The organism is Methylotuvimicrobium alcaliphilum 20Z (assembly GCF_000968535.2).
Lineage (GTDB): Bacteria > Pseudomonadota > Gammaproteobacteria > Methylococcales > Methylomonadaceae > Methylotuvimicrobium > Methylotuvimicrobium alcaliphilum.
This window is the reverse complement of sequence record NC_016108.1, coordinates 25624-49777: the sequence shown is the minus strand read 5'-3', so window position 1 is coordinate 49777 and position 24154 is coordinate 25624. Positions and strand designations below refer to the sequence as shown.

28 protein-coding genes are annotated in these 24154 nt (G+C 50.0%); 6 read left to right on the top strand and 22 right to left on the bottom strand.

What is annotated here, in order from left to right; genetic code table 11:
- Nucleotides 1-305 precede the first annotated feature (305 nt).
- From MEALZ_RS22465 to MEALZ_RS22460, 9 genes are all read right to left on the bottom strand, one after another.
- Nucleotides 306-596 (bottom strand): hypothetical protein, encoded by a 291-nt coding sequence (locus MEALZ_RS22465; RefSeq protein WP_084685668.1) that lies wholly within the window; start codon nt 594-596, stop codon nt 306-308.
- 273 nt (nt 597-869) lie between these two features.
- Entirely contained in the window at nt 870-1769 is a 900-nt protein-coding gene (locus tag MEALZ_RS20170; protein WP_014133113.1) for a ParB/RepB/Spo0J family partition protein, read from the bottom strand.
- A gap of 12 nt (nt 1770-1781) precedes the next feature.
- Complete coding sequence (locus tag MEALZ_RS20165) at nt 1782-2570, bottom strand: ParA family protein (RefSeq protein WP_046061754.1); 789 nt, start codon at nt 2568-2570, stop codon at nt 1782-1784.
- A 468-nt stretch (nt 2571-3038) separates the two neighbouring features.
- Nucleotides 3039-3245 carry a Fic family protein gene (locus MEALZ_RS20160; protein ID WP_014133111.1) on the bottom strand — a complete coding sequence of 69 codons (207 nt, stop codon included), beginning with the start codon at nt 3243-3245 and terminating at the stop codon, nt 3039-3041.
- Nucleotides 3239-3697: an ATP-binding protein gene (locus MEALZ_RS21115; protein WP_014133110.1), complete on the bottom strand. Its 459-nt coding sequence runs from the start codon at nt 3695-3697 to the stop codon at nt 3239-3241. Before MEALZ_RS21115 ends, MEALZ_RS20160 begins: the two co-directional genes overlap by 7 nt.
- A gap of 1582 nt (nt 3698-5279) precedes the next feature.
- Nucleotides 5280-5822: a hypothetical protein gene (locus MEALZ_RS20150; RefSeq protein WP_046061730.1), complete on the bottom strand. Its 543-nt coding sequence runs from the start codon at nt 5820-5822 to the stop codon at nt 5280-5282.
- A gap of 43 nt (nt 5823-5865) precedes the next feature.
- Nucleotides 5866-6444: a hypothetical protein gene (locus MEALZ_RS20145; protein ID WP_014133109.1), complete on the bottom strand. Its 579-nt coding sequence runs from the start codon at nt 6442-6444 to the stop codon at nt 5866-5868.
- Nucleotides 6441-6863: a hypothetical protein gene (locus tag MEALZ_RS20140; RefSeq protein ID WP_046061729.1), complete on the bottom strand. Its 423-nt coding sequence runs from the start codon at nt 6861-6863 to the stop codon at nt 6441-6443. Before MEALZ_RS20140 ends, MEALZ_RS20145 begins: the two co-directional genes overlap by 4 nt.
- Before the next feature lie 277 nt (nt 6864-7140).
- Entirely contained in the window at nt 7141-7431 is a 291-nt protein-coding gene (locus MEALZ_RS22460) for a hypothetical protein (RefSeq protein ID WP_014133107.1), read from the bottom strand.
- Nucleotides 7432-7658: 227 nt separating this feature from the next.
- Here MEALZ_RS22460 and MEALZ_RS22890 point away from each other — a divergent pair, with 227 nt between their 5' ends.
- A complete protein-coding gene (locus tag MEALZ_RS22890; RefSeq protein WP_162473026.1) occupies nt 7659-7826 on the top strand; it encodes a hypothetical protein in 168 nt (55 codons plus the stop codon).
- A gap of 54 nt (nt 7827-7880) precedes the next feature.
- Here MEALZ_RS22890 and MEALZ_RS20135 read toward each other — a convergent pair whose 3' ends face one another.
- From MEALZ_RS20135 to MEALZ_RS20075, 13 genes are all read right to left on the bottom strand, one after another.
- The gene (locus tag MEALZ_RS20135; protein ID WP_014133106.1) at nt 7881-8501 is read right to left on the bottom strand and encodes a transglycosylase SLT domain-containing protein; all 621 of its coding nucleotides are present in this window, start codon (nt 8499-8501) and stop codon (nt 7881-7883) included.
- Between the two features lie 14 nt (nt 8502-8515).
- Nucleotides 8516-10111, bottom strand: a complete 1596-nt coding sequence (gene trbL / locus MEALZ_RS20130) for a P-type conjugative transfer protein TrbL (RefSeq protein ID WP_014133105.1) — start codon at nt 10109-10111, stop codon at nt 8516-8518.
- A gap of 16 nt (nt 10112-10127) precedes the next feature.
- On the bottom strand, nt 10128-10358 hold the full coding sequence (gene trbK, locus MEALZ_RS23995) for an entry exclusion lipoprotein TrbK (RefSeq protein ID WP_046061752.1): 231 nt from the start codon (nt 10356-10358) through the stop codon (nt 10128-10130).
- Nucleotides 10359-10392: 34 nt separating this feature from the next.
- Entirely contained in the window at nt 10393-11187 is a 795-nt protein-coding gene (trbJ, locus tag MEALZ_RS20120; protein WP_046061751.1) for a P-type conjugative transfer protein TrbJ, read from the bottom strand.
- Between the two features lie 97 nt (nt 11188-11284).
- On the bottom strand, nt 11285-12643 hold the full coding sequence (locus tag MEALZ_RS20115; RefSeq protein WP_014133103.1) for a TrbI/VirB10 family protein: 1359 nt from the start codon (nt 12641-12643) through the stop codon (nt 11285-11287).
- 3 nt (nt 12644-12646) lie between these two features.
- Entirely contained in the window at nt 12647-13078 is a 432-nt protein-coding gene (locus tag MEALZ_RS20110) for a TrbH protein of DNA transfer system (protein ID WP_014133102.1), read from the bottom strand.
- A gap of 4 nt (nt 13079-13082) precedes the next feature.
- Nucleotides 13083-13979, bottom strand: a complete 897-nt coding sequence (gene trbG / locus MEALZ_RS20105; RefSeq protein WP_014133101.1) for a P-type conjugative transfer protein TrbG — start codon at nt 13977-13979, stop codon at nt 13083-13085.
- A 20-nt stretch (nt 13980-13999) separates the two neighbouring features.
- Complete coding sequence (locus MEALZ_RS20100) at nt 14000-14740, bottom strand: conjugal transfer protein TrbF (protein WP_014133100.1); 741 nt, start codon at nt 14738-14740, stop codon at nt 14000-14002.
- Nucleotides 14737-17277: a VirB4 family type IV secretion/conjugal transfer ATPase gene (locus MEALZ_RS20095; RefSeq protein ID WP_046061750.1), complete on the bottom strand. Its 2541-nt coding sequence runs from the start codon at nt 17275-17277 to the stop codon at nt 14737-14739. The genes MEALZ_RS20100 and MEALZ_RS20095 overlap by 4 nt, the downstream gene beginning before the upstream one ends.
- Nucleotides 17277-17588: a conjugal transfer protein TrbD gene (locus MEALZ_RS20090; RefSeq protein WP_014133098.1), complete on the bottom strand. Its 312-nt coding sequence runs from the start codon at nt 17586-17588 to the stop codon at nt 17277-17279. The genes MEALZ_RS20095 and MEALZ_RS20090 overlap by 1 nt, the downstream gene beginning before the upstream one ends.
- Before the next feature lies 1 nt (nt 17589).
- On the bottom strand, nt 17590-18012 hold the full coding sequence (gene trbC / locus MEALZ_RS20085; protein ID WP_014133097.1) for a conjugal transfer system pilin TrbC: 423 nt from the start codon (nt 18010-18012) through the stop codon (nt 17590-17592).
- An 11-nt stretch (nt 18013-18023) separates the two neighbouring features.
- Nucleotides 18024-18986 carry a P-type conjugative transfer ATPase TrbB gene (trbB, locus tag MEALZ_RS20080; protein ID WP_014133096.1) on the bottom strand — a complete coding sequence of 321 codons (963 nt, stop codon included), beginning with the start codon at nt 18984-18986 and terminating at the stop codon, nt 18024-18026.
- Nucleotides 18987-19213: 227 nt separating this feature from the next.
- On the bottom strand, nt 19214-19576 hold the full coding sequence (locus MEALZ_RS20075) for a transcriptional regulator (protein ID WP_014133095.1): 363 nt from the start codon (nt 19574-19576) through the stop codon (nt 19214-19216).
- Nucleotides 19577-19755: 179 nt separating this feature from the next.
- Between MEALZ_RS20075 and MEALZ_RS20070 the strand changes: the two genes are divergently transcribed.
- The 5 genes from MEALZ_RS20070 (at nt 19756) to MEALZ_RS20050 (ending at nt 24007) form a co-directional block, all read left to right on the top strand.
- Complete coding sequence (locus MEALZ_RS20070; protein ID WP_014133094.1) at nt 19756-20775, top strand: replication initiator protein A; 1020 nt, start codon at nt 19756-19758, stop codon at nt 20773-20775.
- Nucleotides 20776-21440: 665 nt separating this feature from the next.
- The gene (gene kleE / locus MEALZ_RS20065) at nt 21441-21776 is read left to right on the top strand and encodes a KleE stable inheritance protein (protein WP_014133093.1); all 336 of its coding nucleotides are present in this window, start codon (nt 21441-21443) and stop codon (nt 21774-21776) included.
- Between the two features lie 112 nt (nt 21777-21888).
- On the top strand, nt 21889-22194 hold the full coding sequence (locus tag MEALZ_RS20060; RefSeq protein WP_017842850.1) for a TrfB-related DNA-binding protein: 306 nt from the start codon (nt 21889-21891) through the stop codon (nt 22192-22194).
- A complete protein-coding gene (locus MEALZ_RS20055; RefSeq protein ID WP_014133092.1) occupies nt 22191-22961 on the top strand; it encodes a ParA family protein in 771 nt (256 codons plus the stop codon). Before MEALZ_RS20060 ends, MEALZ_RS20055 begins: the two co-directional genes overlap by 4 nt.
- Nucleotides 22958-24007: a transcriptional repressor gene korB gene (locus tag MEALZ_RS20050; RefSeq protein ID WP_014133091.1), complete on the top strand. Its 1050-nt coding sequence runs from the start codon at nt 22958-22960 to the stop codon at nt 24005-24007. Before MEALZ_RS20055 ends, MEALZ_RS20050 begins: the two co-directional genes overlap by 4 nt.
- The last annotated feature ends 147 nt before the right edge of the window (nt 24008-24154 follow it).

Here is a 24154-nt window from a genome sequence, read left to right as displayed (position 1 = left end):
CACGGTTCAACGCCCCCGGTACTTGACCATCGCCCGCCGGGAGCCTTGGCCGCGTCAAATCCGCCAATCGTTTGGCCAAGCGCAATACGTCCCTGTATTGCCCCAATGGCCAAACGAATGGCTCAGTCTTTCCTAACCCAACCGTGCGCGGGTATTTGCCTTCCATGGCCTCGCGGCGAAGACATCCCTGTCATCGCCGCTCGAAGTCTTGACGCTCTGTTTATCGCTCGCCGGTACCCAAACGTTGCTATCACTGCGCGTCCTGCTGTCCCGATAGCGCATAACCTTGTGCTTTCATGTCTCTCTTAGCGTATGTCGATTGATCCTGTGTTCGCGACTGAGTTGCGACCTATGGCTTGTGTGTTGGTCAGAGTGTTTTTAGACGCATTGATGACCGTGGATTTTTCGACTTTAGAACCGACCACGTTGATTGATCCGGTGCTGGCGGCGCTGTTGCGGCCGATCGCTTGCGTGTTTGTCAACGTGTTTTTAGAAGCGTTGATTAATGTGGATTTTTCGATTTTCGAGCCTTCGGCCATGGCGGTGCCGGCGACGACTGATATTAAAACGACTGCTGCAAAAGATACTGTTTTCATGATGGTTTCCCCTTAGGTTTTGTTGGTTTGGTTCGTTCAAGCGTTTCGTTGAACTTGGGTACAGTATCCCGATTTCCGGAAGAAAAGGCGGTGATCGAGTCACGCCGTTTGTGTGATTTATTCACCGGCCGGCGAATGATGAGGGTATTTTTTGTTGAATCCGCTAATCGGTCGGATGCTTTCTGCGCTTGCCGTCGGTAAATAGGAGAAGGTATGGTGATGTAAAAAGTGTCGCAAGTTGCGACACTTTTTCATGGCGTTTTGGAAAAATCCTCACTCTCCGCTTTGGACCAGGTCTTCGAGGAAATCCTTCAGCTTCTGCTCTTGTTCGGCGTTCAAGACGCTTGCATTTAGCTTTACGGTGATGTGCTTTTCGGTCCTGGCGATATTGCCGACCTTCTTGCCGTCCCTGATCAAGTTATGCGCGTCCTGGATGTGACTGTCTCTGGTTTCGTGACCCTTGAGCTTGCGTGCGACATAGGCCGCGATCTTGGTTTGGTCCAGGTCGCTGCTCAGCAGCAAATCCCACGCTTCCGCCAAATAATCGCTGACAGCCGGATGATCCTTGTTCTCGTTCAAAAGCCGCTTGATGTCATTGGCCGCCGATCTCGACAATAAACGCGGATTCTTGTTAAGGTCCTCTATAATAAATGCGGGTAGGTCGTCATAAGCGTAATAGCGGTACATATCCTGGCGGTTAAGCCCTAGCGACTCTGCCAGCTTTTTCTTGGTCGGAAAGGCTTTTTCGACTTGCTTCAGGGCGATGCCGATTTCGTAATCGCTCAGATCCTCACGGTCGATATTTTCTGCCAGCGCGAATACCGCCATATCGCTATCGGATATCACCATGACCACTGCATCGATATGGCGCCGCTCGATTTGCTTATGTGCCCGCCAGCGGCGCTCGCCGGCGGCGATTTGATAGCCGTCGCCGGTTTTCCTGAGCAAGATCGGCTCCAGCAAACCAACTTCGGCGATCGACTGGGCCAATTTGTCTAACTCGTCTTGCGGGAAAATGCGTCGGGGCTGGTACGGGTTCGGTTCGATCTTTCCGACCAGAACCGAGACCAATTCCCGGCCTTGATCAAAATTGACGGATTGTTCCGCCGAGGCATGACGCTGCGTGTTCTCCTGCAGCTTTTTCTCCAGCATTTTTTTAATGTCTTTAGCCACTGAGCCGGTTCCTTATACAAGATTGAGTTGTTTGGCGATCACGTCGGCCAGCCGTTTAAACTCGCGTGAGACTTTGCAGGTTCGGTCTATGTCATGAACGCTCGTTTGCGCTATCGCGGACTGATTGACCTTAGTGCTGGTCGATATGCGAACATCGATGAGTTTGCCGATTTGCTCCTTGGCCGAAGCTTCGATCAGTTTGCAAACCGTTTGCCGTGCGTCGTGACGGATCAATAAAGCGCCGATCAATTCCAACTCTGGATTGATGCGCCTGATTTTTTCGACTAGCCTTATTAAATCAGTAACGCCGTACATCCCATACTGGGAACCGGACTCGATCGGAATGATTAAATGCGTGGCGGCGGCCAATGCGTTGCTAGTGAGTAGTTTCAGGCTGGGCGGGCAATCGATCAGGATGACGTCGTAGATACCGTGAAGGTGATTTATTTTTTCGCGTAGTTCTTCGGAAGGCCGAGGGGCTTCATCCTTCAATTCGTCTTCGGCCTTGCCGAGATTGAGCGAGCCGTAGATCAGAGATACGCCTTCGATGTTAGTGTCATCGTAGATCGATTGCGGCAGTTTCTCGACCTCCGACAACAGCAGTTCCGCGCAGGTAACCGGGACTTCGCTCGGGTGCTTTTTGCCGATGTGCAGGCTGGCGTTGGCTTGCGGGTCGAGATCGATCACCAGTACGGAAAGTTCCATTTTCGCCAGCTCTGACGCCAGATTGACGACCGTTGTGGTTTTACCGCACCCGCCCTTGTGATTTGCGACAGCGATTACTTTAGTTTTACTTGTCATTTGTGTTCGATTTTGTTTCATTTTGTGTCCAGTATAAAGCTTATCGATCGCAATGCAACTAGTGTTTTGCGCTGATAAGTGGCTTATTGATCGAATAAATGCCTGAATTTTTGCCTTATCGAACTTGTATTGATTTTTTATCGCGTTCGCTACTGTGTATGATAGGAAAGAATCCGTATTCATTACCTACGGAAAAGTGTCGCAAGTTGCGACACTTTTTTAAACGAGAAACCTATAAAAGAACGACACACTGAGCTTAGGCCAAGGCATTAGTAAAAACCTCGGTATTCTTGCGAGATATTGGCCGAGTGTTTGCCCCTCTATGTCTATCTTAGCGTTCATGAAGGCTTGGCAATCGTATTAGGAAATGAAAGTTGGAGACGTTTTGCCGCCAATCATTGGCTGAGTTGCTCTGTTTCTTTCGCAATAATTGGACATAAATCATTTGTGTGATTTATATCATTTTTATCAAATACCCTGTAATAACTGTTGCCCTTTAGCGGTCGTCTGATAGCGCTGCATGGGACTTTTGGGTTTCTCGGGAATCGTCCGCGCTAACAGATCTTCTTTCAGCAGATAATCCAGATAATTGCGCTGAAATGTCTCGCGGTGCTTAATCCCTGAAATGTCTTGTATTTCGCTGCTTTTTTTCGGTGTCCGGCACGCTGTCAGCACGTTGAGGACCAGGCATCAACTTGTCCGGTGACTTGTCCGGTAGCTTGTCCGGCATTCGATAATACGGTCGATAAGCTTGATTCGGGCACGGCAATGGCAATTCGGAAAATATCGGCTTCCACTAACGCCGGCGCTTTGCCGCCATAGGCTTTGCTGTACTTAAGCAGATTACGCACGCCCGAACCCAGTTCATCGGCCCGGCCGATCTCCCGGAAAAAGCGGGCAATGACGGGATTTTTCGGGAAGGGCGAATGCGCCACGCAATCTGGATCGACGCCGGCCAAGTCGCCGCTATCGGTGACACCGAGCAGCAAAGTGCCGCCATGCCGGTTCAGAAAAGCGCAAACCGTTTCATAGACGTCCCGGTTTAGGCGCTTTGCGCAGGTTTTGAACTCGAGGGTTAAGCTTTCGCCTTGTGCGATGAGGGCAAGTAGTTGGTGTTCGATGGTCACGCCTTATTCCTGGTCACTCGTCATTTCTCGAATCTGCATTAGAAACCAAAAGCCATTTTTAGGGCAGGTATCGTATTCATTATCTACGGAAAAGTGTCGCAAGTTGCGACACTTTTTGATTTACCCGGAATTTTATTAGTACGTTGTTTGCCAAACATATATCGAGTAATGCCTAGACGTGGTGGTGACGGTTTTTTCGTGTGGGAGTGCGGCGGTCTGCCGCGCGGCGATTCGTCACATTCCGGCGAAGGAGAGGATTAGGTAGGATATGCGCAACTCAATCGTTGATGCGATTGTGCTCAAATATCCTTCCTCTGTAATGCGGCTTTTTGGCCGCATTTTTTTGTCCGGAATCGACCCCTATGTGTAGTTCGAAACTATGTGGAGTTGCAAATTTACATTGAGGACTAGACCTTGGTGTCCGTCGCATAAGGTCGAACGCAACTTCACATAATTTCAATGCTTGAAGAAGTAGCATCAACTTGCGATCGGTTGGGTAATATCAGCCCATTGTTAATTCCGACTTTTTCATGCATCGCGATAGTCAGGAAATCTCGAGGTAGGGTGCTAATTGGCTCTCAAATAGCCAACTTATTGAGTAGTGTCGGATACGATTCACTAGAATTCCTGATGTCACTGAAATTTTTACTTCAAGACACCGATAAAACTATGTGAACCTAAGGTTTTCTCATATTGGCCATAACCCAGGTGAATTCTATCTTTCTTCCAGGTCGTATTAACAATTTACACATAGTTTCGAACTACACATAGGGGTCGCTATGTTAAGCTCAACATAGCGACCCAAAGTTGACGTTCGAAGCCTTGCACTAAAAATCGGCATGGATTCAATTAGCAGTCATTCAACGCAAACCTAAAAAGATTGGCCCTATTCAAGTTTTCATAGCTAAGCTAACAACAGGGGTGTTTTTTGAAAATTGGGGCGATGAAATCAAATTATCGAGGATATTAGCAGGGGTATAACTCGATCGATGCGGTTCATGCAACCGGGTTGATCAAAAGCTGGATTGTCAGTAAAACTTAAGTGCTGAGGTAACATACCCCGACATGCAGCGGAAAACCGTACACGATAGACACTTCGTTTTTTACGACGTTATTTTTTAGCTGTTCGGAATTCCGAACAGTTATATAAATACCGAGTGTGGGCTAGTAAAATACCTGAGTGGGATGGGTTTTGTAAACCGTCTCTTGATCACAATTCAGCCAATTTCGACTGCTTGGATGAGCTGGCAACCCTGAAGCGCAAGGGCGGGTTAGCATGATCCGCCATTTCGAGTACATCATCTGGCCTAACATTCCGCTGCACGGAGTTCAGTTATTTTAAAGTTCTAGGGTATGGTGAGTGAGACTGACCTGCTGACCTAAATTCACTTTACTTTAATGAGATACCATGAAACAAACACTTCTCGCATTTTTCTGCATATACTTCTCCACATGCTTGTTTGCCCAAACAATCAAGGACGAAGATTTAGAGAAACTCTGCAAAGCCAGCGCGGAATCAGAGCGACGTCGTGTTGGACTTCCGAGTTGGGACTTTGGGCGCAAGAGGATGGCATGTCACGTTCTACTGACCACCAATGCGAGCGCCGAATACCTCTTTCACCTTTTCTGAGCAAGTACCACTGGTGATCGGGATAGGGTCTGGATGCGTCCTGGTGCAAGCGATCTTTCTTAGTTCGTTTCCGACTATGCCAAGTAGGAATACAGAAAATGAATTGTCGGATCCTCGAAGTCGGACTACTGCTAACTTATTGCCTCCCGCTTCAACAAAGACGGACTCCGCTTGAAGGTCGAGATCAGGTCCAGAATAGCCTTGGGCGGCATGATTCTTTCGCACTTTTTCCTTGATTGAGGTGACAGTGTGTTCTTCGAGTCGCCGCAAGAACGCAATATCCATCTGTTTTGGAGTGGCGCCTTCAGCATCTTGACTGGAAAAGACGACTCGTATTGGAGGCGGTGACGCATTCGGTATAGTCGGTGTCTGCGTCATCGCCTCCCGTTGGTTCATGTAATGTCCGAATGAGCCGCCAACAAAAGACGCAAGTTGCTGCACCACGGGAATTGCAAGTAGAAGGAGTAGCCACTGTTTCCAAGAGAAGTTATTCATGTATCGAACACCAAAGACCTATAGCGCCTTGTTAGGCGATTTTTCATTTATTTGATTCCCAAATAACCTTACCTGGGCCAGCACCGCCAGGAAACTGCCAACCCATATGAGTAACCGAATTAATGACAGCGCATATAAGCTCAGAGATATGCTTCTGTAATTGAGCCAACCATGCAACATCAATTGTCCTATCGAAACGTTCTTGTTGTCGATTAACGAAAAACGGAACTGATGCACCTTCAGAATTTGGCGTTCGCCATGAACCATGACAGATTACATTGCGGATTTTGCCCGCTTCTTTTAACTGCTCAATCAGATCTGCAAGATTTTCAATTGTGGCATTTGGGTGTTCACGCACAGATTTTCCATATAACTCAATGAGATTCCAGAGCTGATCAGATAGCGCATGTTGTAACTTGGGCAGCCAACCATCAAGAGCCTTTTGGACTTCCTGTTCGCTATATGGTGTTGTCGCTGTAAATGCAAATATCGCCTTGCCCAAGGTTTCTTCCAGAAAACCATATGTTGCGACAACTCGTCCAAGTGCTTCCCAGAAAACAGGTTCATGCCGATGAGTGGGATACATCTCCGGCAATGTATCTATATTGATGATGTGGCTCATTTCTTACAGTATGTCGCCTCGATCATTCGGAACATGGCGGTGCGGTAGGGGGCTGCCTGCACCGAGGGGTTCAGTTTCACGTATCCAGAAAATGCCTTGGCTAGATCATCAACTTGGACATTCTGTATGCACGTTGATTGCGCAACGACTTTGTTAAATCTTGGTGCAAAGTCTTTGGCTTTTACATCTTTTACTATTGCTAGAATATCAGGATCATATCTGTACGCGCCTATTATGCCGTTAGCGATACCCTCAATAAATCCATCCTTATAGGCTTTAACTATTAATGAGCAAACCACACGTTCATCTTCGGACGAAGATGTACAGATTCTTTCCAAGTCTCCTGCCTTTAATGAAGAGTCCGCATATACACCGATGGGCAAGAGAAGGAAGCATATTAAAAGAATTTGAGTTTTCATTTTTGAATGGCACCGATAAGTCGAAATCTGGCCCAACTAGTAATTAGATGGCTTCCGCATAATTACCACGAATCCTGTGTTGTCACAATAAATTTTAATCCATAAGGAGCTTTAAGCGCCCGAGCATAAGCCATCCCTGGCCGCGCGGCGAAAACGTCCATGTTATCGCCGCCCGAAGTCTTATCGCTCTGTTTATCGCTCGCCGGCACCCAAGCGTCGCTATCCCTGCGCGTCCTGCTATCCCAGTAGCGCACGTCCTTATGCTTTCATGCGTTTTTTAGCGGATGTCGATTGAACCGGTTGTCGCCACTGAATCCCTGCCTATCGCTTGCGTGTTGGTCAATGTGTTTTTTGATGCATTGATCAGCGTCGATTTCTCGACTTTCGATCCGACGACGCTGATCGAGCCGGTGCTGGCTGCGCTGTTGCGGCCGATCGCCTGAGTATTGGTCAACGTGTTTTTAGAAGCGTTGATCAATGTGGATTTTTCGATTTTCGAGCCTTCGGCCATGGCGGTGCCGGCAACGATTGACATTAAAACGACTGCTGCGAAAGATACTGTTTTCATGATGGTTTCCCCTTGGTTTTTGTTGGTTTGGTTCGTTCAAGCGTTTCGTTGAACTTGGGTACAGTATCCCGATTTCCGGAAGAAAAGGCGGTGATCGAGTCACGCCGTTTGTGTGATTTATTCACCGGCTGGCGAATGATGAGGGTATTTTTTGTTGAATCCGCTAATCGACCGGATGCTGTCTGCGCTTGCCGTCGGCAAATTGGTGAGGCATGGAGATATAAAAAGTGTCGCAAGTTGCGACACTTTTTCATGGCGTTTTGGAAAAATCCTCACTCTTCGCCTTGAATCAGGTCTTCGAGGAAATCCTTCAGCTTCTGCTCTTGTTCGGCGTTCAAGGAACTTGCGTTGAGCTTTACGGTGATGCGCTTTTGGCCGTGACGATTAATTTGTAAACGTAGCGCCCTCGGTTGCCGGAATGAGAGTCTTGAGGGTTATTGCAGGTTTTCTTAATCACCGGTTTTGAAGGAAATTGAGCGTGGCACATAATTTTTCTGGCTCAGGGAACGAACCGAAGCCTGCTTCGCCGCCGGCGAAGACACAGGAGACGAAGCCGGGGTTTGCTGGGTTACGCGTTGTACTTCTATCGGTTGAAGCGGCATCGAAGGCGTTGTATCCGCTTTGGTTACATCTAGCGTCACGAAATGGGCATCCAACCAGTCAGCCCACTTCAACGCCTTGCGAATCAGATCGGCGCGGTACACGGCGTTGTATCGCGGCGTGCGCGAGTGGTAGTTGGCGGCCTTAGTCCACAGGTCGCCCTTGTCGTTGCGGATGTGCATCCGTAGTCGCCAAGCGGCCAGATCGAACGAATAGCATCCAGCGGCCGCTACATCGTTCGCTGTGATTCCGTACCGTGCCAGGTCGCGCAGGTACGCGGTATTAAATTGCATCGAGCCGACGTCATAGGTGCCGTTCGAGTTGCGCACCCATTGCCCCGGCTTGCCGCCTTCCTTTTCCGCCACGGCTAGGACGATGTTGGCCGGGACTTCATATTTGACGGCGGCCGAGATTGCACACACGACGCGCTCTTGTGCTATCGGGGTAAGGTCGGCAATAAAGGGCGGCATTATATCCTTTTGGGTTAAGTCGATGTGCCGTTATTGCCTCGGTTAACGAAGGCTGCAATTTCGGAATGGGTATCGCTTTCCCCGCTGAGGCTATTACCGGCAAATTCGATGTTGGTTTCGGACGAATTGCCGTTCCCCTTTATCGCGTCGGCAATCTTGCCCGGTGTCGTATCCGCAATGCGCTCGCCGGCTTTGGCCATGGCTACATCGGCAATACCCTTAGCCAAGTTAACGCCGGCATCGACGGCAATTTTGCCGGACTTTGCCGCTGCCGTCATGAAGCCGCCGTTTTGCGTGCCTGTTGATTGCCGGTTACCGCCTTGCCCGGTTTTTGCCGTGCCGGTCGGTTCGGTCGCGCCGCTATTCTGTTTGCCGTCACTCTTCGCTTGGTCGGTGCCGCTTTCGGTTTGCCTTTTGGTGTCCCCATCTTCGCCGCGACCCCACATGCTGTCCGAGCTGTTGCTGAATCCTGCTGCTTGAGCAAATGGAGTGCCGCCGGTATTACTGCTGTCGCTGCTTACGCCACCGCCGCCGCCCCCGCCCCACATGTTGGTCAGCACATCGGACCCGCTGGAAACGTTTTCGCTGGCCTTGGAGAACGCGGCCATTACTGCTTGAGCTCCACCAGCGGCGTTTGCCGTACCGGCCGCTATCATTGCGCCGGCTGTTGCGGTCGCCGCTGTGGCCATACCGGCCGCGCCGAGCGCCGCACCGGCACCGAGTTGACCAATGCCTGTGTTGCCAATACTGCTACCCGTGATAATACCGGCTATGATTGCTGGGACTTTATTTGTTAGTACCAGCAAGATGATAGACGCCACCATCATCACGGCGAGTTCTTGTATTGTCGTTTCGGGACTGATTTGCTGCGAGAAATCGTTGATAAACTGTTTGCCAATAGCAACAATAAGAATCATCGACAGCAGCTGTGCAGACACGCCGAATATAGTGCGGTAATAATTGAGCGCCATGTCGGACGTCCAACGAGCTCCTCCGAAACCCAGAAAAAAAACACCGGCGTACAATACAATCCAACTCGTCGCCAGTAACACCAGCATATTCACGGCGATTAAGGCTAATATGGTCAGGGTGACACCTCCCAATATCATCATGGCAAGGGCTAAATCGAAATCTCGCCAACCTAGATCGTCTACTGCGCGTATGACGCGGTCAAACAATTCAAATCCGACATCGACAACTGCGCCAGGGTCAAGCCTCGTCGTGCCTAAACTCCCGGCCTGTGCACCGAGTTGTTGTAGTGAATCAATGATCGTCCCAGCAATATTCTGGTTACTCACTGCATTTGTGAGTAACCACCAAAAGAAGCCTGTGAAAATAGTGAACCGAACAAACTCGGCAAAGAATTCTCCTATGTCTGCCTTACGAAGCAGCATCATGCCGAATGTCCAGACCATCGAGATCAGAACAAGCGTCCAGAATAACCAGCTTGCCGCATTTGTAAGTGTGTTTGCCCAGTTACTTGCAGCATTATCGAATCGCTTCAATACATCATTCATAATGCCTTCATTACTGAGCTCGGCCAATGCGGGTTCGCTTGTCAGCAGCAGGACACCTAGCGTTATCAGCATATGCCAGTGAGATTTATTCATTCTGATAAACCTCCTATCAATAATCGCCAGGCGCACTTTTCTTGAACGTACCTGATCGGAGTTGTTTCGCCTTGTCGAATGATCGACAGTCGTCAATAAACGTATTGCGACTTGCCTCGAACATAAGGTCTGATAGTATTTTTTCCTTCATCTCTGGCGTACAATTTGCCGCGTTCGCCACCGGTTGTTCACTACAACCAACCAGGAGAAGAACTACCCCAAAACAGATAATTGTAAGGTTATACATTTTCATACATGATCCTCTAATTATGTTAGAACTATTAATAATCACCAGGTGCACTTTTCTTGAACCTACCTGATCGGAGTTGTTCAGCACGAGCACTAGATATTGCCTCTCCATCAGCCTCCGCCTGCATCCTGGTTGCAATTGCGTTCTGCTGTGCGATCAACAGGCCGCGTATCTGTAATAGCTGGTTCGCCTGTTGGCTCGCAAGCTGGTTGGCATAGCCAATAGCTTCCATTCGTCCCCCGGCGCTTTGAGCCGCTGCTTGCAGTTGCTCTAATCGTCTTGAGTCCGACTTGAGCGCATCTTGTTGTTTATCCAGTCCACGAAAAAGCGCATCGTTTGCCTTTTTTTGTGATTCGGATGCCAAGCGCCGGTTTTCGCTCATTGCCGCGAACTCGGCGTCACTGCATCCCTCATTCGAGAAACACGGCGAGTTACGGTAATAAGAAACGTCTTGGAATTTACTCAGGTAGCTATCGAGACTGCCGACTTGATTCTTATAATAGTTGAGTGTGTCGGTGGCGGTTATTAGGCCATCGATCGTGGATTGCGCCTGATCCCAAATATAAGCCGCAGGCGCTAACGTGTTCCGTATTTGATCCTCGTATTGCTGCAATTGAGTCGCATATTGCTCTATTTGTTTCAGCGTTTGTGCGACTTCCTCTCCCGCCGACATGGCTGATTGAATCGCAGTTTGAACATTTTGCGTCAAATTGGTCATGTCGATTACAGCCGTTTGTGCGTGCGCCTGCTGCGTAATCGAAACCACCAAAGTGATTTCGACTCCGACCAAAAGGATTTTTTTAGCCGCTAAAATTTTCCGTTTCATCGATATCGTCAAAAAACTCTTTCTCATTTTATTCTCCAGTGTTTTGCATAGCCGGCCGCTCAATTTGACCCGTTACGCTCGGCGGTTAGCGTTATGGTTAATAATCAAACGATTGATAAGGTTTTGAAAACGTCATGTCTTTCGTGACAATCACATTGAATCGATAGCCAGGGCGAATCTCCAGGGTTGGCGCTATGTTCATGTTTTTGGCAATCAATTGTGCGGTGACTTGGCCAAGTTGCTGGCCTAACGCCTCACTCAACGCGCTACTGGCATCCGGCCGGCCAAATGTCGCACTACTCTGATTTTGTCGCTGGCTGTAGGTTGTCGCCGCCGTTACGGCCGACATTAGCAGCGCCGAGCTAAATAGACGGACGTAATGATGATTTTCCAGATCGTGAAATCCAGCGTACCCCGCGCTGTCCGCTCCCGGCATCGCCCCGATATCCAGCGCTTTCCCATCGGGGAATACAATGCGTTGCCAAGCGACAAGGACACGGGCTTGACCATAGGCCACATCGCTCGAATACGTGCCGACCAGACGCGATCCTTGCGGAATCAAGAGGTATTTGCCGACGGGTGTGTCGTACACGTTCTGCGCCACTTGCGCCATGATCTGTCCCGGTAGATCGGAGTTGATTCCGGAGATTAGCGTTGCCGGCACCACAAACCCGGCTCGCAGTTCATACTGTGAACGGGGGGCTTGCGTAGTCGATTCGAGTTGCCAACGATCACCGGCATTATCCGCAAATTGCGCGTAATCATTACCGGTTCCTTCGGTTGATGTTCCGGTTTGTGGTGAAGCGGATACATTCGCCGGCATCCCTGCACCACTATTCAGGCTATGCATACTGCGAAGATGATTTAATCGCTTTTGATACGCCGTTGATGGGTCCTCATGCTGTATAGAGTCTATTTCTTGGCGCACGGCGGATAACCTAGCCAGCATGGCTTCGCGCGTTTTGGGCGTTTTCGCGCCCAAATTGGCATGACTGGATGACAAGCCGGAGCTTTTTGGCGCAATGACTTGCACGCCGGTTTTTGCTTTCACCGCTTCTTGAAACATTTGCAGCTTTGCCTGACGGATACGCTCCGCTTCATCATCATGCTGCGGCTGCATAGGGGGAGCCGGTGGCCTGTCCAATGTTTCCGGACGCGCAATGAGTACCGGTTCGGGTTTCAGCATGGTTTCTTCAGCGGGCGGTATCAAAGGCGTGATTAATCCGTCCATGTGATCGCCGGCAATTTCCTTAGCGAACATCGACGTGTTGCCGGTTTTTAAATGACGATCTTCCGCATCAGTCTGCTGGGCTGCGCGATCCGCCGCGACAATCCCCATCATGATCAAAAACGCCGTCAATACCCCGCCGAGAAGGTACATGGGTAAGTTGTTGACGCGGCGCACGCCAGCGCTTGGCGATGCCTCCGGGTCCATGTTGTCGATATCTTCCGTCATCGTTTACTCCTTATGCGTCCAATAGCCGCCCGGCATCACCATGCCGTTTTGCTCGATGTACGGACGAGTAATGGATTCAGTACCGACCCATAGGGTCAAATGGTATAAGCTGACGTTTTCGCCTTTGATTTGGCTGAGCACATAGCGCAATGGCAGTAAGGTATTGTCTTCTGTCGCGTTTGGGCTGAACTCCATGAGTGCATAACCGCTTTCGCGCAAGTTTTTTACCAACGCATTCCCGAAAACATCCGGCGTCGTTTGTTTTAGCTCAAATTGTGTTTTTGCTGGCGGCCATAGCGTGGCGAGCTGCTTGGCGGCATCGTCAGCCAGCTTTTGTTGATCTACTGAAACATTGCGTAGATGGTTGCCGTATGGCGATGTCACGCATCCTGCGAGAGATAAAGCGGCCAAAGCCGCTAGAGATATTCTGCGCATACAATTATTGCTCCCGTCTAATGGTTACTCGGTCTTGGCTTCTGCCAACGCCGGAAATCAAGATGGCCTGGTCAAATACCGTGTCCACGATGTAGCGGTCGCCTTGAACACGGTAATTCACTATGACGGTCTCATCATCCGAGAACAGGCCGCCTTCTTTGCGCAAGACCAACAGCGTCGGCGCTTCGGTCTGCGCCATCGCCTTCGGCATTTGTAAGATGGTTTTACTGCCATCGTTAAAGACGCGAATCGGACGCCATGCGGCATCACCGTCCAGTTCATAGTTGAAATTCAGATCGCCCAGGTACTCGCCTGTTTGCGGAAGGGTTTTTTGTTCGCGCGCTTGTGTTTCCCGAGTTTGAATCGCATCCCATTTGGCGAGAGCGTCTTCCGGGTAGGTGAACGCAACCTGCGGCATGTACTCTGTGCGGTGCGAGCGCAACTTGAAATGATAAGTGCGGCGGTTTGTCGTCACGACCAGACTGGTCTCCAATCCCACGTCCATCGGTTTGATGATGAGATGTTGCGTTTCGGCCGGTCCGCTACCGGTGATGGCCGGTTCCACAGTCCAGCGGGCCGTGTCGCCCAGATGGATCGAATTGACCAGTTCTCCGGCTTGTAGGGCCACGTCACAGACCTGAAGAACCGCGCAAACGATGCTGGGCTGTTGTGCGCCGTATATGAAATGGATGGCCCCATTGGCACCGGATACTGGCTTTATGCCGTTGGATTTTCCGGCTTCCCAGCGTTTGGCAATCGCGAGAGCCGCCTTTTCTTGTGCGGTTAGCCTTGGGTTGTTTTTCGAAAAATATTTGTCGGCCAGATCGTCGCCGGGAACGGCCAGAATGGGTTCCGACACAGCCATAGCGGCGGCCAGAAGGGTGATCATATGTTTTTTCATGGTGAATAGTCTCATTATCATTATTTCGAGGAAGTGATGATCGACCAGGAATAATCACGCACATAGATACCGAGCGGATTGTTGCGTAATTGCTCGTCTGTTGTTTGGGATGTAGGCGAGGCGATATAGACATTAACTAATGCCCGCATGTTGACCGGCTGACTTTTTAGAACGCCTTGCCGATCGCGAAGGGTTTCTACCCATTCGACCTGCCAGGTATCCGGCGATTGCGGCAGCACGGACTTGATTTCGGTGCTGACCATTTCCTTCACTGCACGTTTGAACGGGCTGGAATCGGGCGTTCCGTTCAGCCATTCGTTCATTTTTTGGGTTGCGGGATCATTAGGCGATAACATTGCGTAGACGCGAAATACCGCTTTCCGCTGTAATGCGACATCCGGCGTGACCATACGGGCATTAGCGATGAAATCGGCTATAGACGCATGAATAACGCGGGGATCGGCGGTAGAACCCGCTGTCGTCGGTCCGACGGCAATGGTCTGGCCATGCTTGTCAACCTCGATAATATAAGGGATGAACTTAGATTGACTTCCTATATGGATGATTCCACCCACACCGGCCAGCGCAATCAACAACGAGAGAATACCGACAACTTGCCAGGTCTGCCGTGACGACACGACCGAACCGACATGCTCATTCCATGTGCGCCGGGCAGTCAGGTACGGGTTAGCGTCCTCGTTTTTGGGTTTATTGATAGGCCGAGAGTCAACTGGTTTTTTCTTGGATAGAATCAGGCTCATATTGCGGGCTCCAGGTAGTCATTGAGTTTCAGTCCACGCCCGGCGAGCCATTCATGAACCCACCGATCGCCGAATTTGGTTTCCAGATTCTTGATGGCTGCAACGGAATCCTTGTCCGAGGCACCGGCAAGTGACAGGGCAAGCGGACCGAGAGCGAGGTCGTAGAGACGGCGGCCATATTCGGAAACGTAGTAATATTGCTGTTTCGGAATGGCGGTCGCCAAAATTTCGATTTGGCGGGCATTGAGGCCCATACGACGGTAGAGGGCTGCCGTGTCTTCGTCGCGGGCATACACGTTGGGCAGGAAGATTTTGGTTGCTGTCGATTCAACGATGACATCCAAGATGCCCGAGTTGGCCGCGTCAGACAGGCTTTGCGTCGCCATCAAGACAAGGCAATTGGCTTTGCGCAAGACCTTGAGCCATTCGCGGATTTTGTCGCGAAATACCGGATGCCCAAGCATCAACCAGGCTTCGTCCAGAATGATGACGGCCGGTTGGCCGTGGAGTGATCGCTCTATTCTTCGAAATAGATACAACAGCACGGGGAGCGCGAATTTATCGCCTAATCCCATCAGCTCCTCGATTTCAAACGTCGTAAATGAGGACAAAGAGAGTCCATCCTCTTCGGCGTCCAACAGATAGCCCATCGATGAACCGATAGTGTATTGTTGTAGCGCCTCACGAATCGGTAAGTCTTGTACGGTCGTGCTGAAATCGGATAGTGTGCGGGACTGAGTGCCGCTCATGCTCAGAATGGCATGGCCTATTTTATTGCGTTGCTCGGGTGTGGTGATCAAACCGTTCAACGCCAGGATGGTATCTATCCATTCCATTGCCCAAGCCCGGTCGCCCCGCGTTTCGAGGAATTGCAGTGGACAAAATGCGAGTGATTCGCCGTCCCCCGCCACTGAAAAATGCAGCCCACCAACGGCCTTGGTAAGCGGATAAATTGACATACCCTTATCGAATGCGTAGATCGACATGCCGGCATAACGTCGTAATTGTGCGGCGATAATGGCTAGATGCGTCGATTTACCCGCACCTGTGGGTCCAAACATAAAAGTATGGCCGACATCGCGGACATGCAGATTCAGTCGGAAAGGTGTGGCCCCGTGAGTCACGCAGTGCATCAGTGCCTGAGACATGGGCGGATACAGCGGGCAAGGGGCTGTTGCGCTACCCGTCCAGATCGTTGACGTGGGCAACAAATCGGCGAGGTTCATCGTGTTGATGAGGGGTCGGCGAACATTCTCGACACCGTGACCCGGTAAGCTGCCTAGATACGCATCCATCGTGTTGGTGGTCTCTATACGCGCGACAAAACCGAGACGGTTTATCGCCTTTTCTACCTGCCGTGCGATTGCCTCAAGTCGCGTTCTATCCTCATGCATCAAAATAACGACACTGGTGTAATAGCCCATCGCGACAAAGCCGCTGTTCACCTCGGCTATCGCGGATTCGGCATCCTCTACCATCGACAGAGCATCCTGATCGATAGGTCCGGTATTGGTATTAAAAACCTGGTCGAAGAAGCCGCGCACTTTTTGGCGCCACTTTTTACGGAATTTGTCCAGGTGGGCAACCGCCTCATGCTGATCCATGAAAATAAACCGGGATGACCAGCGGTAGTCGCAGGATAATTCGCCCAGAGCGCTTAAGATTCCTGGAGTCGACTCCAGCGGGAAGCCTTCGATCGCGACGACTTGGATGAGGGAGCGGCCTATTTTTGGCACGACCCCGGTGCGCAGTTCTTGCCCGCCAATGAGAGCATCCAGATACATGGGATTGCTGGGGAGCTGTACGGGATGATGCTTGCCGGTAATGCAAAATTGTATCCAGCTCAAAAAATCATCATGCGTAACAGATGCTCCCTCCTCGGTAACGACCTTCTGACCTCTGAGACGCGTCATCGTAATAGCCGTTAACAGGCGTTCCTCTATCGACGTTATTTCACGTTTGAATTGAGTGATGAGCCCCGTGGTGCGAGCTCTGTGATTCGGCGCCGGCGTGTTGTCATCGAACATGAGCTCGACAAATTTACGTTGCGCTAGAACCGGCGGAAACCAGGTCAGCGTTAATACGAAATAACCCTCGTACATCGTTCCCAGGCGCTCGAATAGCCTGCGTCGCTCTTCATCGATCGCGGCAGATACCGGATCGGGGAAATGCGACAAACCCAATTCAGCGTAATTAGGGGCTGGGCGGCGCACAGCATCGACGTGTACCATCCACCCACTGCCAAGGCCGACGAGGGCTTGATTAATGCGGAAAGACACCATTTCGCGCTGCGCATCGGTGCTGCTCGCGTTGTCGTCCCCTTTGTATATCCATGCCGCCATAAATGAGCCGTTTTTACCGACAATGACACCGTCATCGACGACGGCGGCATAATTAAGCAGATCGCCCAACCCGGCGTCCTTGGATCGATACTTTTTGAGCTTCAGCTCCGCATCGACCGACCGGATGCGGGCGAACAGCATAAGTAGCAAGACGACGCCGAGTACAGCAATCATAATCGCGAGTACTTCGATCATCATTGGTATTGTCTCCCTTGGGTATTGGTATTGTCACGAAACGGCGTACTACGCGGCGGGTAATACTTCTTGTAGCGACGGCTCCGCAGATAAACGTAGCGCAGCTTAGGATCGCTCTTTGCCATGAGTCGGAACACGAAGAGTGCGCCGAACCAAAGACAGACGCCGAATACCGTAGCCCTCATGTCCTGAGCACTGAAAATCAGCGCTCCGGCGAGAAGTCCCGAGAACATCACCAATTCCCGATCCCCGCCCATGAATAGGTTGTCTCTATTGCCGGCCCGACGAATGGGAATCGTGCGACCGGCCATGTTACACAACCCTTCCGGTAGCGATAGATGCCGCGTTGTGAGCGTAATTGACTAAACCGTCAGACAGTAAGGCTATTTCGGCGCCGCGACCAAAGAAGGTACCCATCATATTTTGGGCGCCGACCAGTAACGCCATGACCAGGACGATAAAAATCAACGTTCTGAAAAAACCGTTCAGTTCGCCGCCGAAAATAAGCACGCCGCCGGCAACCACAATGCCGATAATCGAGAGCGCAAATGCCACCGGACCGGTAACGGAATTGCGCAGATTCGTCAGCCAACTCTCATAGGGCAGCGAGCCGCCGGTGCCTTCCGACGCAAAGGCCGGTTGCGGCAAAAAGATAACGGCCATGAGCAGTACGAATAGGCTCAGGTACAAAATGCTGTGACGGTCGTTCTGAAGCGATGGAATTGCGAATTGCATAGATGTTTCTCCTAAAGTGATCTTATGTTGTATTGGCCGCCGTGGTATCCGGAAACCTCAATAATTTCCTGAATACGACGGCCTTCCGGGGTTCTGGCGATATGCACGACAACATGAACCGCCTCGCCGATGAGCGGTTCGATGGGTTTGGGGGAATCGGGATGCATGCTGATGAGCATGGCCAACCGATCAAGTCCGGCTCTGGCGTTATTGGCATGCAGTGTTGCCGCCCCGCCTTCATGGCCGGTATTCCAGGCCATTAACAAATCGAGCGCTTCCGGGCCGCGCACTTCACCGACTAAAATCCGGTCCGGGCGCATACGCAGCGTGGTTTTCAATAGCGCCGTCATTGTTACGTCGATGCTGGTGTGATACTGAACGTAATTCTCCGCAGCACATTGGATTTCGCCGGTGTCCTCGATGATGAAGACGCGTTCAGTCGGATCGTTCGCCACCATCTGATTAATAATCGCATTGACCAGAGTCGTTTTGCCTGAGCCTGTGCCACCGATAACCAGAATGTTTCGGTGTGCGGCAACTGATTCAATAATCACTTGGCGTTGTCCGGGGGTCATTATTCCGCCCTCGACATATTGGTCTAACGTGAAAATAGCAACGGCCTTCTTACGGATGGCAAAAGTCGGGGCCGGAACAATCGGGGGAAGCTGACCGGCAAAGCGAGAACCATCTAACGGTAACTCTCCTTCCAGTATGGGTTTTTGACGAGTCACCTCTTTGCCGTGATAACCGGCAATGGTCTCGATGATGGCTTGCGCCTGTGCAACGCGCATGGTGCCAATACACTGCATGGGCTCGCCAAGCCTCTCTTGCCACAGCTTGCCGTCGGCGTTGAGCATGATTTCAACGGTTTTGGGATCGTATAGGGCCGACAAGAGTGTCGCCCCCATGTCGCGTTCCAACTTACGTTTGGCTCGATCACGGGTGTTGTCAGGGTTATCGTTTAATGAGGTCATCGTTATCCTGCAGATCTGCGGATTTAGGTCATGTCTTTTGATAAATACGATATACCGAAAAAATAAAAAATGCAACAGTATAGCGAAAATTTTTCAGGTTGTGGTATCTTTGAGATGTCTGGATATAGTCATGAACCGGGATGGTGTCATCCCGGTGAAATGCGAATTTTAGCGGCTAAAGTTTCCTTAATTAGCTTTGGATGAAGGTTTATTCTATGGGCGTTATATTAAGATTGCCTTATTTTAGCTCTTGTTTCTTCGCCCCATTTTTTGACGATAAAGGCTTTGACTTCCGGAAGAATGACAGACACGCGCTCGTATCCCGGTGGCAGACTATGCATAGCCGTACCGCCCGCCAGCTCATCGAGCGCTGCCTTGTCCAAGTCAGTTGATTCGAGCAGAAGAGGCAACGGAACTTCTAACGCCTTAGCTATAGCCTCCATTACCTTAAGCGATGGATTGCCGGTACCCGATGTGAGATCGGATAAAAACGAGTTCGACACTCCGGATAGATCATGTAATTCTTTTTTGGACATTCCACGCTCGTCCAAAATACGAAGAATGTTGGTAAAGAATATGTAGTTGTACACTGAGTTTACCTTGTTAAGTTTGGCCTATTTTAGCCGCTAAAATAATATTGACGATAATTAAAGGTTTAGCTAAACTTCAATTCGATAAATAAGACGCCTCTCTGTAAGTCAAAATAATCGATCAACACGAAGGACCCACAAAATGCGAGTCATTAAACACCAAAAGACGGGGAATTGCCATGGTTGACGAGACTGCGGTCAAGCTGAAAGCGCTTGAGAGCGCCGCACTGCGACGCAAGATAGAGGCTGTTGCCAGGCCAGGCGAAACTTATGAGCAAGCTGCGGCTAGAATTCGGCAAAACGAAGAAAACACCATTCTTCATAGATCACATACACATCGAGCACCTTCAAGCGACAGACAGGCTGATATTTTCGTGCCGACACGCTATGACGTTGGCACGCGTGACAGCCGAAGCATCATGGACGTCGCAGTATTCCGGTTGTCCAAGCGAGAGAAGCGCGCGGGAGATGTTATCCGATACGATCTGCCGGACGGATATGTCGAGGTCAAGGCCGGTCCGGACGGCATGGCGTCGATTTGGGATTACGACATCGTGCTGATGTTGATCTCTTATTTGACCGATGCCATGAACCGCTATTGTGAAGGAAAGGAAGACAAGCCAGGCCGCACATTCCGTCCACACGTTAGCGAAATTCTCAAGTTCTGCCGAAAAGGCGACGGTGGCCGGCAAATTGAAGAAGTCGAAAAAGCGCTGGATCGTCTGAGAGGAACGACCATCAAGAGTGTGCGCGAGCAACCCGCCATCGGAGGGAAGCGCGGCTTACGCGAAATCAAGGCTGAAGGCTTAATCGGCGATTACACGGTGCTCTCCTACACCGAAACAGGCAAGATTGCGTCTGTTGAAATAGAGATCCCGAAATGGCTGCACCGCGAAGTTACAGATCGGAAGCGTCCGGACGTATTGACTGTCCACCCTGATTATTTCCTGATAGAACCCGGCATCGGCCGCTTCATCTATCGCTTGGCACGCCGGGCCGCAGGCAAAAGCGTGGCTAAGTGGTCGTTTCAACTCATCTACCAGCGCAGCGGTAGCACGGGCACGTTCAAGAAGTTCACATTCACCTTACGCAAGCTGATCGAAACTAACGACCTGCCTGAATACCGACTCGCAGAGGAAAGCGGTCAGGAAGGCCCCTTATTGGTCATAAAACATAAAGAGTCATTAATCGAAAATTAATAGGGTTCCTAATAGACGGCATAAAAAATACAGCGGTTGATACTAGCTGTTAACGTGTGGTTTTGTACTCTGTCAGCAAAGCTAAACTAAGCCATAATCGCCGATATAAACTTGTTTCGACCGTAACAAATCTTAAACTGTGTATAGCCTGTCTATTAGGAACCGAAATCCGTCTATTAAGAACCGGAACCCGTCTTTTAGGAACCCAAATCCGTCTATTAGGAACCAAGGACTTAAGTAAGCGCTTGATTATATGAAACAAATAAGCGTTTTTTTGACCTAAAACTTATTAAAACCATTAAAACTCTTAAAACCCGACTTATCCCTCAATAACTGCTTTCCAGGGTTTTAACCGCTAAATTCCTTTCCTGCGTTCATTCAACTTTATTCATTTCGTATTCTGTCACTGCGTTATGCCCAAGGGGGCTTAAACGCAAAAAAAGAGGGATGTCAAAATAGATAAAAAACGATATAATGAAATAAGTTTGACTAAACTTATTGACTAGCATGGGTATTTCATTTATTAATGCATTTAAAAGCCGGGCATTCCGCTCCGGTCACAACCGTAGGATTGCCGTAAGCGCGAAGCAGAAGGATATTAATCGTTAGCGCCTGAAGGAGTCGGTATTGGCAATTGGCAATCGTTAAAGCGTGGAGAGCCAAGCATGAACATAATCAAGTTTCCTCAAAAGGTGAGTCCGGCCGGAAAACAAGCGCCGGTTCCGACGCATGATCTTACTCGTGAGCCGGTTAAACCAACGAGAGTAAAAATCGTTCTCGACAAAATATTGAGTTTTGTTTGGGTGATGACAGTGCTTGCCTGGCCACTCGTTAAATGGGTGCTGTCAATCGAAATTTTCTTCCAGATGCTGCGCATGATCTACCATTGGGACACGCCCGGCGTTTATGCCGGTTGGACTTTTCTATTGCATTTCTCTGTATTGGTAGTGCTGACCTGGTTTGTCGATTTTTATAGACCGCAAGGCATGAAGCAACGATAAATTTTAGCCGCTAAAAAAATTGATAAGCACTCGTTGTTTGGCAAACAGTTAAATATTGGCGGCTGTAACGCGATTGTTCAACATCAGGATGGAGAATATATGCATGATATCCATGATAGAAAGATTAAGCGAAGCTCAATTCGAAGAGGCCATAAAGGGGTTGAATGTCGGTCGGCAGACCATCGACATAGCGCGGGGGGTACTGGTGGAAGGAAGACCGCAGTCCGAGTTTGTGGCAGCGCTAGGGATATCGAAGGGCGCGGTATCGCAAGCAGTCAGCCGCGTAAAGGCGGCGGTCCAACAAGAGAAGATCCCGGAGGGCTTCGAGCGGGTGTCGGCGGTCCTACCGAAGCATCAAGCGTTTATCGTCAAGAAATGGGCAGAGGACGCAACCAAAAAACTGGAGACAAAGAAATGAAAACACTGGTCACAGCGAATCAAAAAGGGGGCGTTGGCAAAACTTCGACCCTGGTACATCTCGCGTTTGATTTCCTTGAGCGAGGTATGAGAGTTGCTGTGATCGACCTTGATACACAGGCAAACGCGTCTTATACGCTGCAAGAATTTGAAAGCGGCTCTCTTGCCAGTCAGATGTTCACGACTGACGATGACAAATTGCGTGCTTGCTTCAACAACCTGACCGCCGAACCGGCACTATGTTTGATAAGTTCCGATGCGGCTATGGCGAACATGGAAAAGCTCACCATGACGGAAGCGGCAACGAGCTTTAAGCGGAATATCAAAGTATTGGCTGAATGTGGTTTTGATGCCTGTTTAATCGACACCGCTCCGTCTCTTGGCGTCAGTATGGCCGCCGCTCTTTTTGCGGCCGATTATGTTTTTTCGCCCATTGAGCTGGAAGCTTATAGCATCCAGGGCATCAAGAAGATGGTCACGACAATTGTCAACATCCGCAAATCAAATCCCGGTTTGCAATTTTTGGGCATGGTGCCGAGTAAGGTCGATGGCCGAAACTCACGCCACGGCCGACACCTGGAAGAATTGAAGCGCGCTTATCCGCAATTGATGATACCTGTCGGTATTGGCCTCCGAAGCAGTATTGCCGATGCGTTAGCGTCAGGCATGCCCGTCTGGAAAATTAAGAAAACCGCCGCGCGCAAGGCCGCACAGGAAGTTCGTGCGTTTGCAACACATATTTTTGAAAAAATGGAGATGACACAATGAACGCCAAGAAGAAATCGAGCTTGGGCCTAGAGAGCATAGGCGATCTTTCAGAACTTTTAGATCAGCCGGAAATAACTAAGAGCTTCGGCCCACTGGAACTGTCGCTAGAACTGATTGATGAAGATCCGGATCAGCCTCGAACAGCCGATAACCCCGGTTTCTCATCCGAGAGTATTGCAGAAATAGGGCAGACGATCAAAGACCGTGGCGTGAAGTCTCCCATATCGGTAAGGGAGCATCCCGAGATAGAGGGCCGCTACATTATCAATCACGGTGCGCGTCGTTACCGTGGATCCAAGTGGGCAGGAAAGAAGACCATCCCGGTTTTCATTGACAACGATTACAATCACGCGGACCAGGTTATTGAGAACCTGCAACGAAATGAGCTGACTCCGCGCGAGATCGCTGATTTTATCGGTCGCGAGCTGGCGATGGGTAAGAAGAAGGGCGAAATTGCCAAAGAAATCGGTAAATCGGCGGCATTTGTGACGCAGCATGTCACCTTGCTGGATTTGCCGGAGCCGATTGCGCTGATATTCAACACCGGTCGCGTCAGGGATGTAACCGTCATCAATGAGCTGGTGACTGTTTACAAAAAGAATCCCTCTGAAGTGGAAACATGGCTGGACGACGACAGCCTGGACTTGACGCGGGGATCGGTTAAGTTGTTGCGTGAATACCTCGATGACAAAAAACGTCAACAACTAGAGGATCAAGACAGTGACGAAGAGTATTATCCAGATACAGTGGATACGCTAACAGACAAGACCGATGCCGAAACCGTCAAGACTTATTCCGAGACAGTCGATAGAGACGAGGAGCACGACACAGAAGAGCCCAAACATAAGAGGGAAGAGAGGGAGAACGATTCGGACAAGCTCAAGAAAGCGATTGTACGGGTACTGCATGACGGCCGCATCGCCCGATTGGTTCTATCGCGACGACCAACTCAAGACGGTTACGCATGGGTGAAATATGATGATGATGGGAATGAGTTCGAAACTGACCTTGGTAGTGTGCAGCTTATTGCAGTGCTAGAAGGATAGCTCACTCTCCCCTTAAACCCACCAACCCCGCCCTGTGCGGGGTTTTTTTTGCCTATTTGCTAGGATAGTTTGTTTGTTTGTAAGTTAGTTTATTAGTTTGTTTGTTAATTTATTTGTTTATTATTCTATTTATTGCTATAATAAAAG

Coding starts and splice junctions, on each gene's coding strand:
- MEALZ_RS20060 (WP_017842850.1), top strand. CDS start 21,889: ATGATAGAAAGATTAAGCGAAGCTCAATTCGAAGAGGCCATAAAGGGG.
- MEALZ_RS22460 (WP_014133107.1), bottom strand. CDS start 7,431: ATGAAAACAGTATCTTTCGCAGCAGTCGTTTTAATGTCAATCGTTGCC.
- MEALZ_RS20110 (WP_014133102.1), bottom strand. CDS start 13,078: ATGCGCAGAATATCTCTAGCGGCTTTGGCCGCTTTATCTCTCGCAGGA.
- MEALZ_RS20145 (WP_014133109.1), bottom strand. CDS start 6,444: ATGAGCCACATCATCAATATAGATACATTGCCGGAGATGTATCCCACT.
- MEALZ_RS20095 (WP_046061750.1), bottom strand. CDS start 17,277: ATGATCGAAGTACTCGCGATTATGATTGCTGTACTCGGCGTCGTCTTG.
- trbJ (WP_046061751.1), bottom strand. CDS start 11,187: ATGAAACGGAAAATTTTAGCGGCTAAAAAAATCCTTTTGGTCGGAGTC.
- MEALZ_RS20100 (WP_014133100.1), bottom strand. CDS start 14,740: ATGAGCCTGATTCTATCCAAGAAAAAACCAGTTGACTCTCGGCCTATC.
- trbC (WP_014133097.1), bottom strand. CDS start 18,012: ATGCAATTCGCAATTCCATCGCTTCAGAACGACCGTCACAGCATTTTG.
- MEALZ_RS20165 (WP_046061754.1), bottom strand. CDS start 2,570: ATGACAAGTAAAACTAAAGTAATCGCTGTCGCAAATCACAAGGGCGGG.
- MEALZ_RS20115 (WP_014133103.1), bottom strand. CDS start 12,643: ATGACGGAAGATATCGACAACATGGACCCGGAGGCATCGCCAAGCGCT.
- MEALZ_RS20135 (WP_014133106.1), bottom strand. CDS start 8,501: ATGCCGCCCTTTATTGCCGACCTTACCCCGATAGCACAAGAGCGCGTC.
- kleE (WP_014133093.1), top strand. CDS start 21,441: ATGAACATAATCAAGTTTCCTCAAAAGGTGAGTCCGGCCGGAAAACAA.
- trbL (WP_014133105.1), bottom strand. CDS start 10,111: ATGAATAAATCTCACTGGCATATGCTGATAACGCTAGGTGTCCTGCTG.
- trbB (WP_014133096.1), bottom strand. CDS start 18,986: ATGACCTCATTAAACGATAACCCTGACAACACCCGTGATCGAGCCAAA.
- MEALZ_RS20140 (WP_046061729.1), bottom strand. CDS start 6,863: ATGAAAACTCAAATTCTTTTAATATGCTTCCTTCTCTTGCCCATCGGT.
- MEALZ_RS20090 (WP_014133098.1), bottom strand. CDS start 17,588: ATGGCCGGTCGCACGATTCCCATTCGTCGGGCCGGCAATAGAGACAAC.
- MEALZ_RS20055 (WP_014133092.1), top strand. CDS start 22,191: ATGAAAACACTGGTCACAGCGAATCAAAAAGGGGGCGTTGGCAAAACT.
- trbK (WP_046061752.1), bottom strand. CDS start 10,358: ATGTATAACCTTACAATTATCTGTTTTGGGGTAGTTCTTCTCCTGGTT.
- MEALZ_RS20070 (WP_014133094.1), top strand. CDS start 19,756: ATGGTTGACGAGACTGCGGTCAAGCTGAAAGCGCTTGAGAGCGCCGCA.
- MEALZ_RS20050 (WP_014133091.1), top strand. CDS start 22,958: ATGAACGCCAAGAAGAAATCGAGCTTGGGCCTAGAGAGCATAGGCGAT.
- MEALZ_RS22465 (WP_084685668.1), bottom strand. CDS start 596: ATGAAAACAGTATCTTTTGCAGCAGTCGTTTTAATATCAGTCGTCGCC.
- MEALZ_RS20150 (WP_046061730.1), bottom strand. CDS start 5,822: ATGAATAACTTCTCTTGGAAACAGTGGCTACTCCTTCTACTTGCAATT.
- trbG (WP_014133101.1), bottom strand. CDS start 13,979: ATGAAAAAACATATGATCACCCTTCTGGCCGCCGCTATGGCTGTGTCG.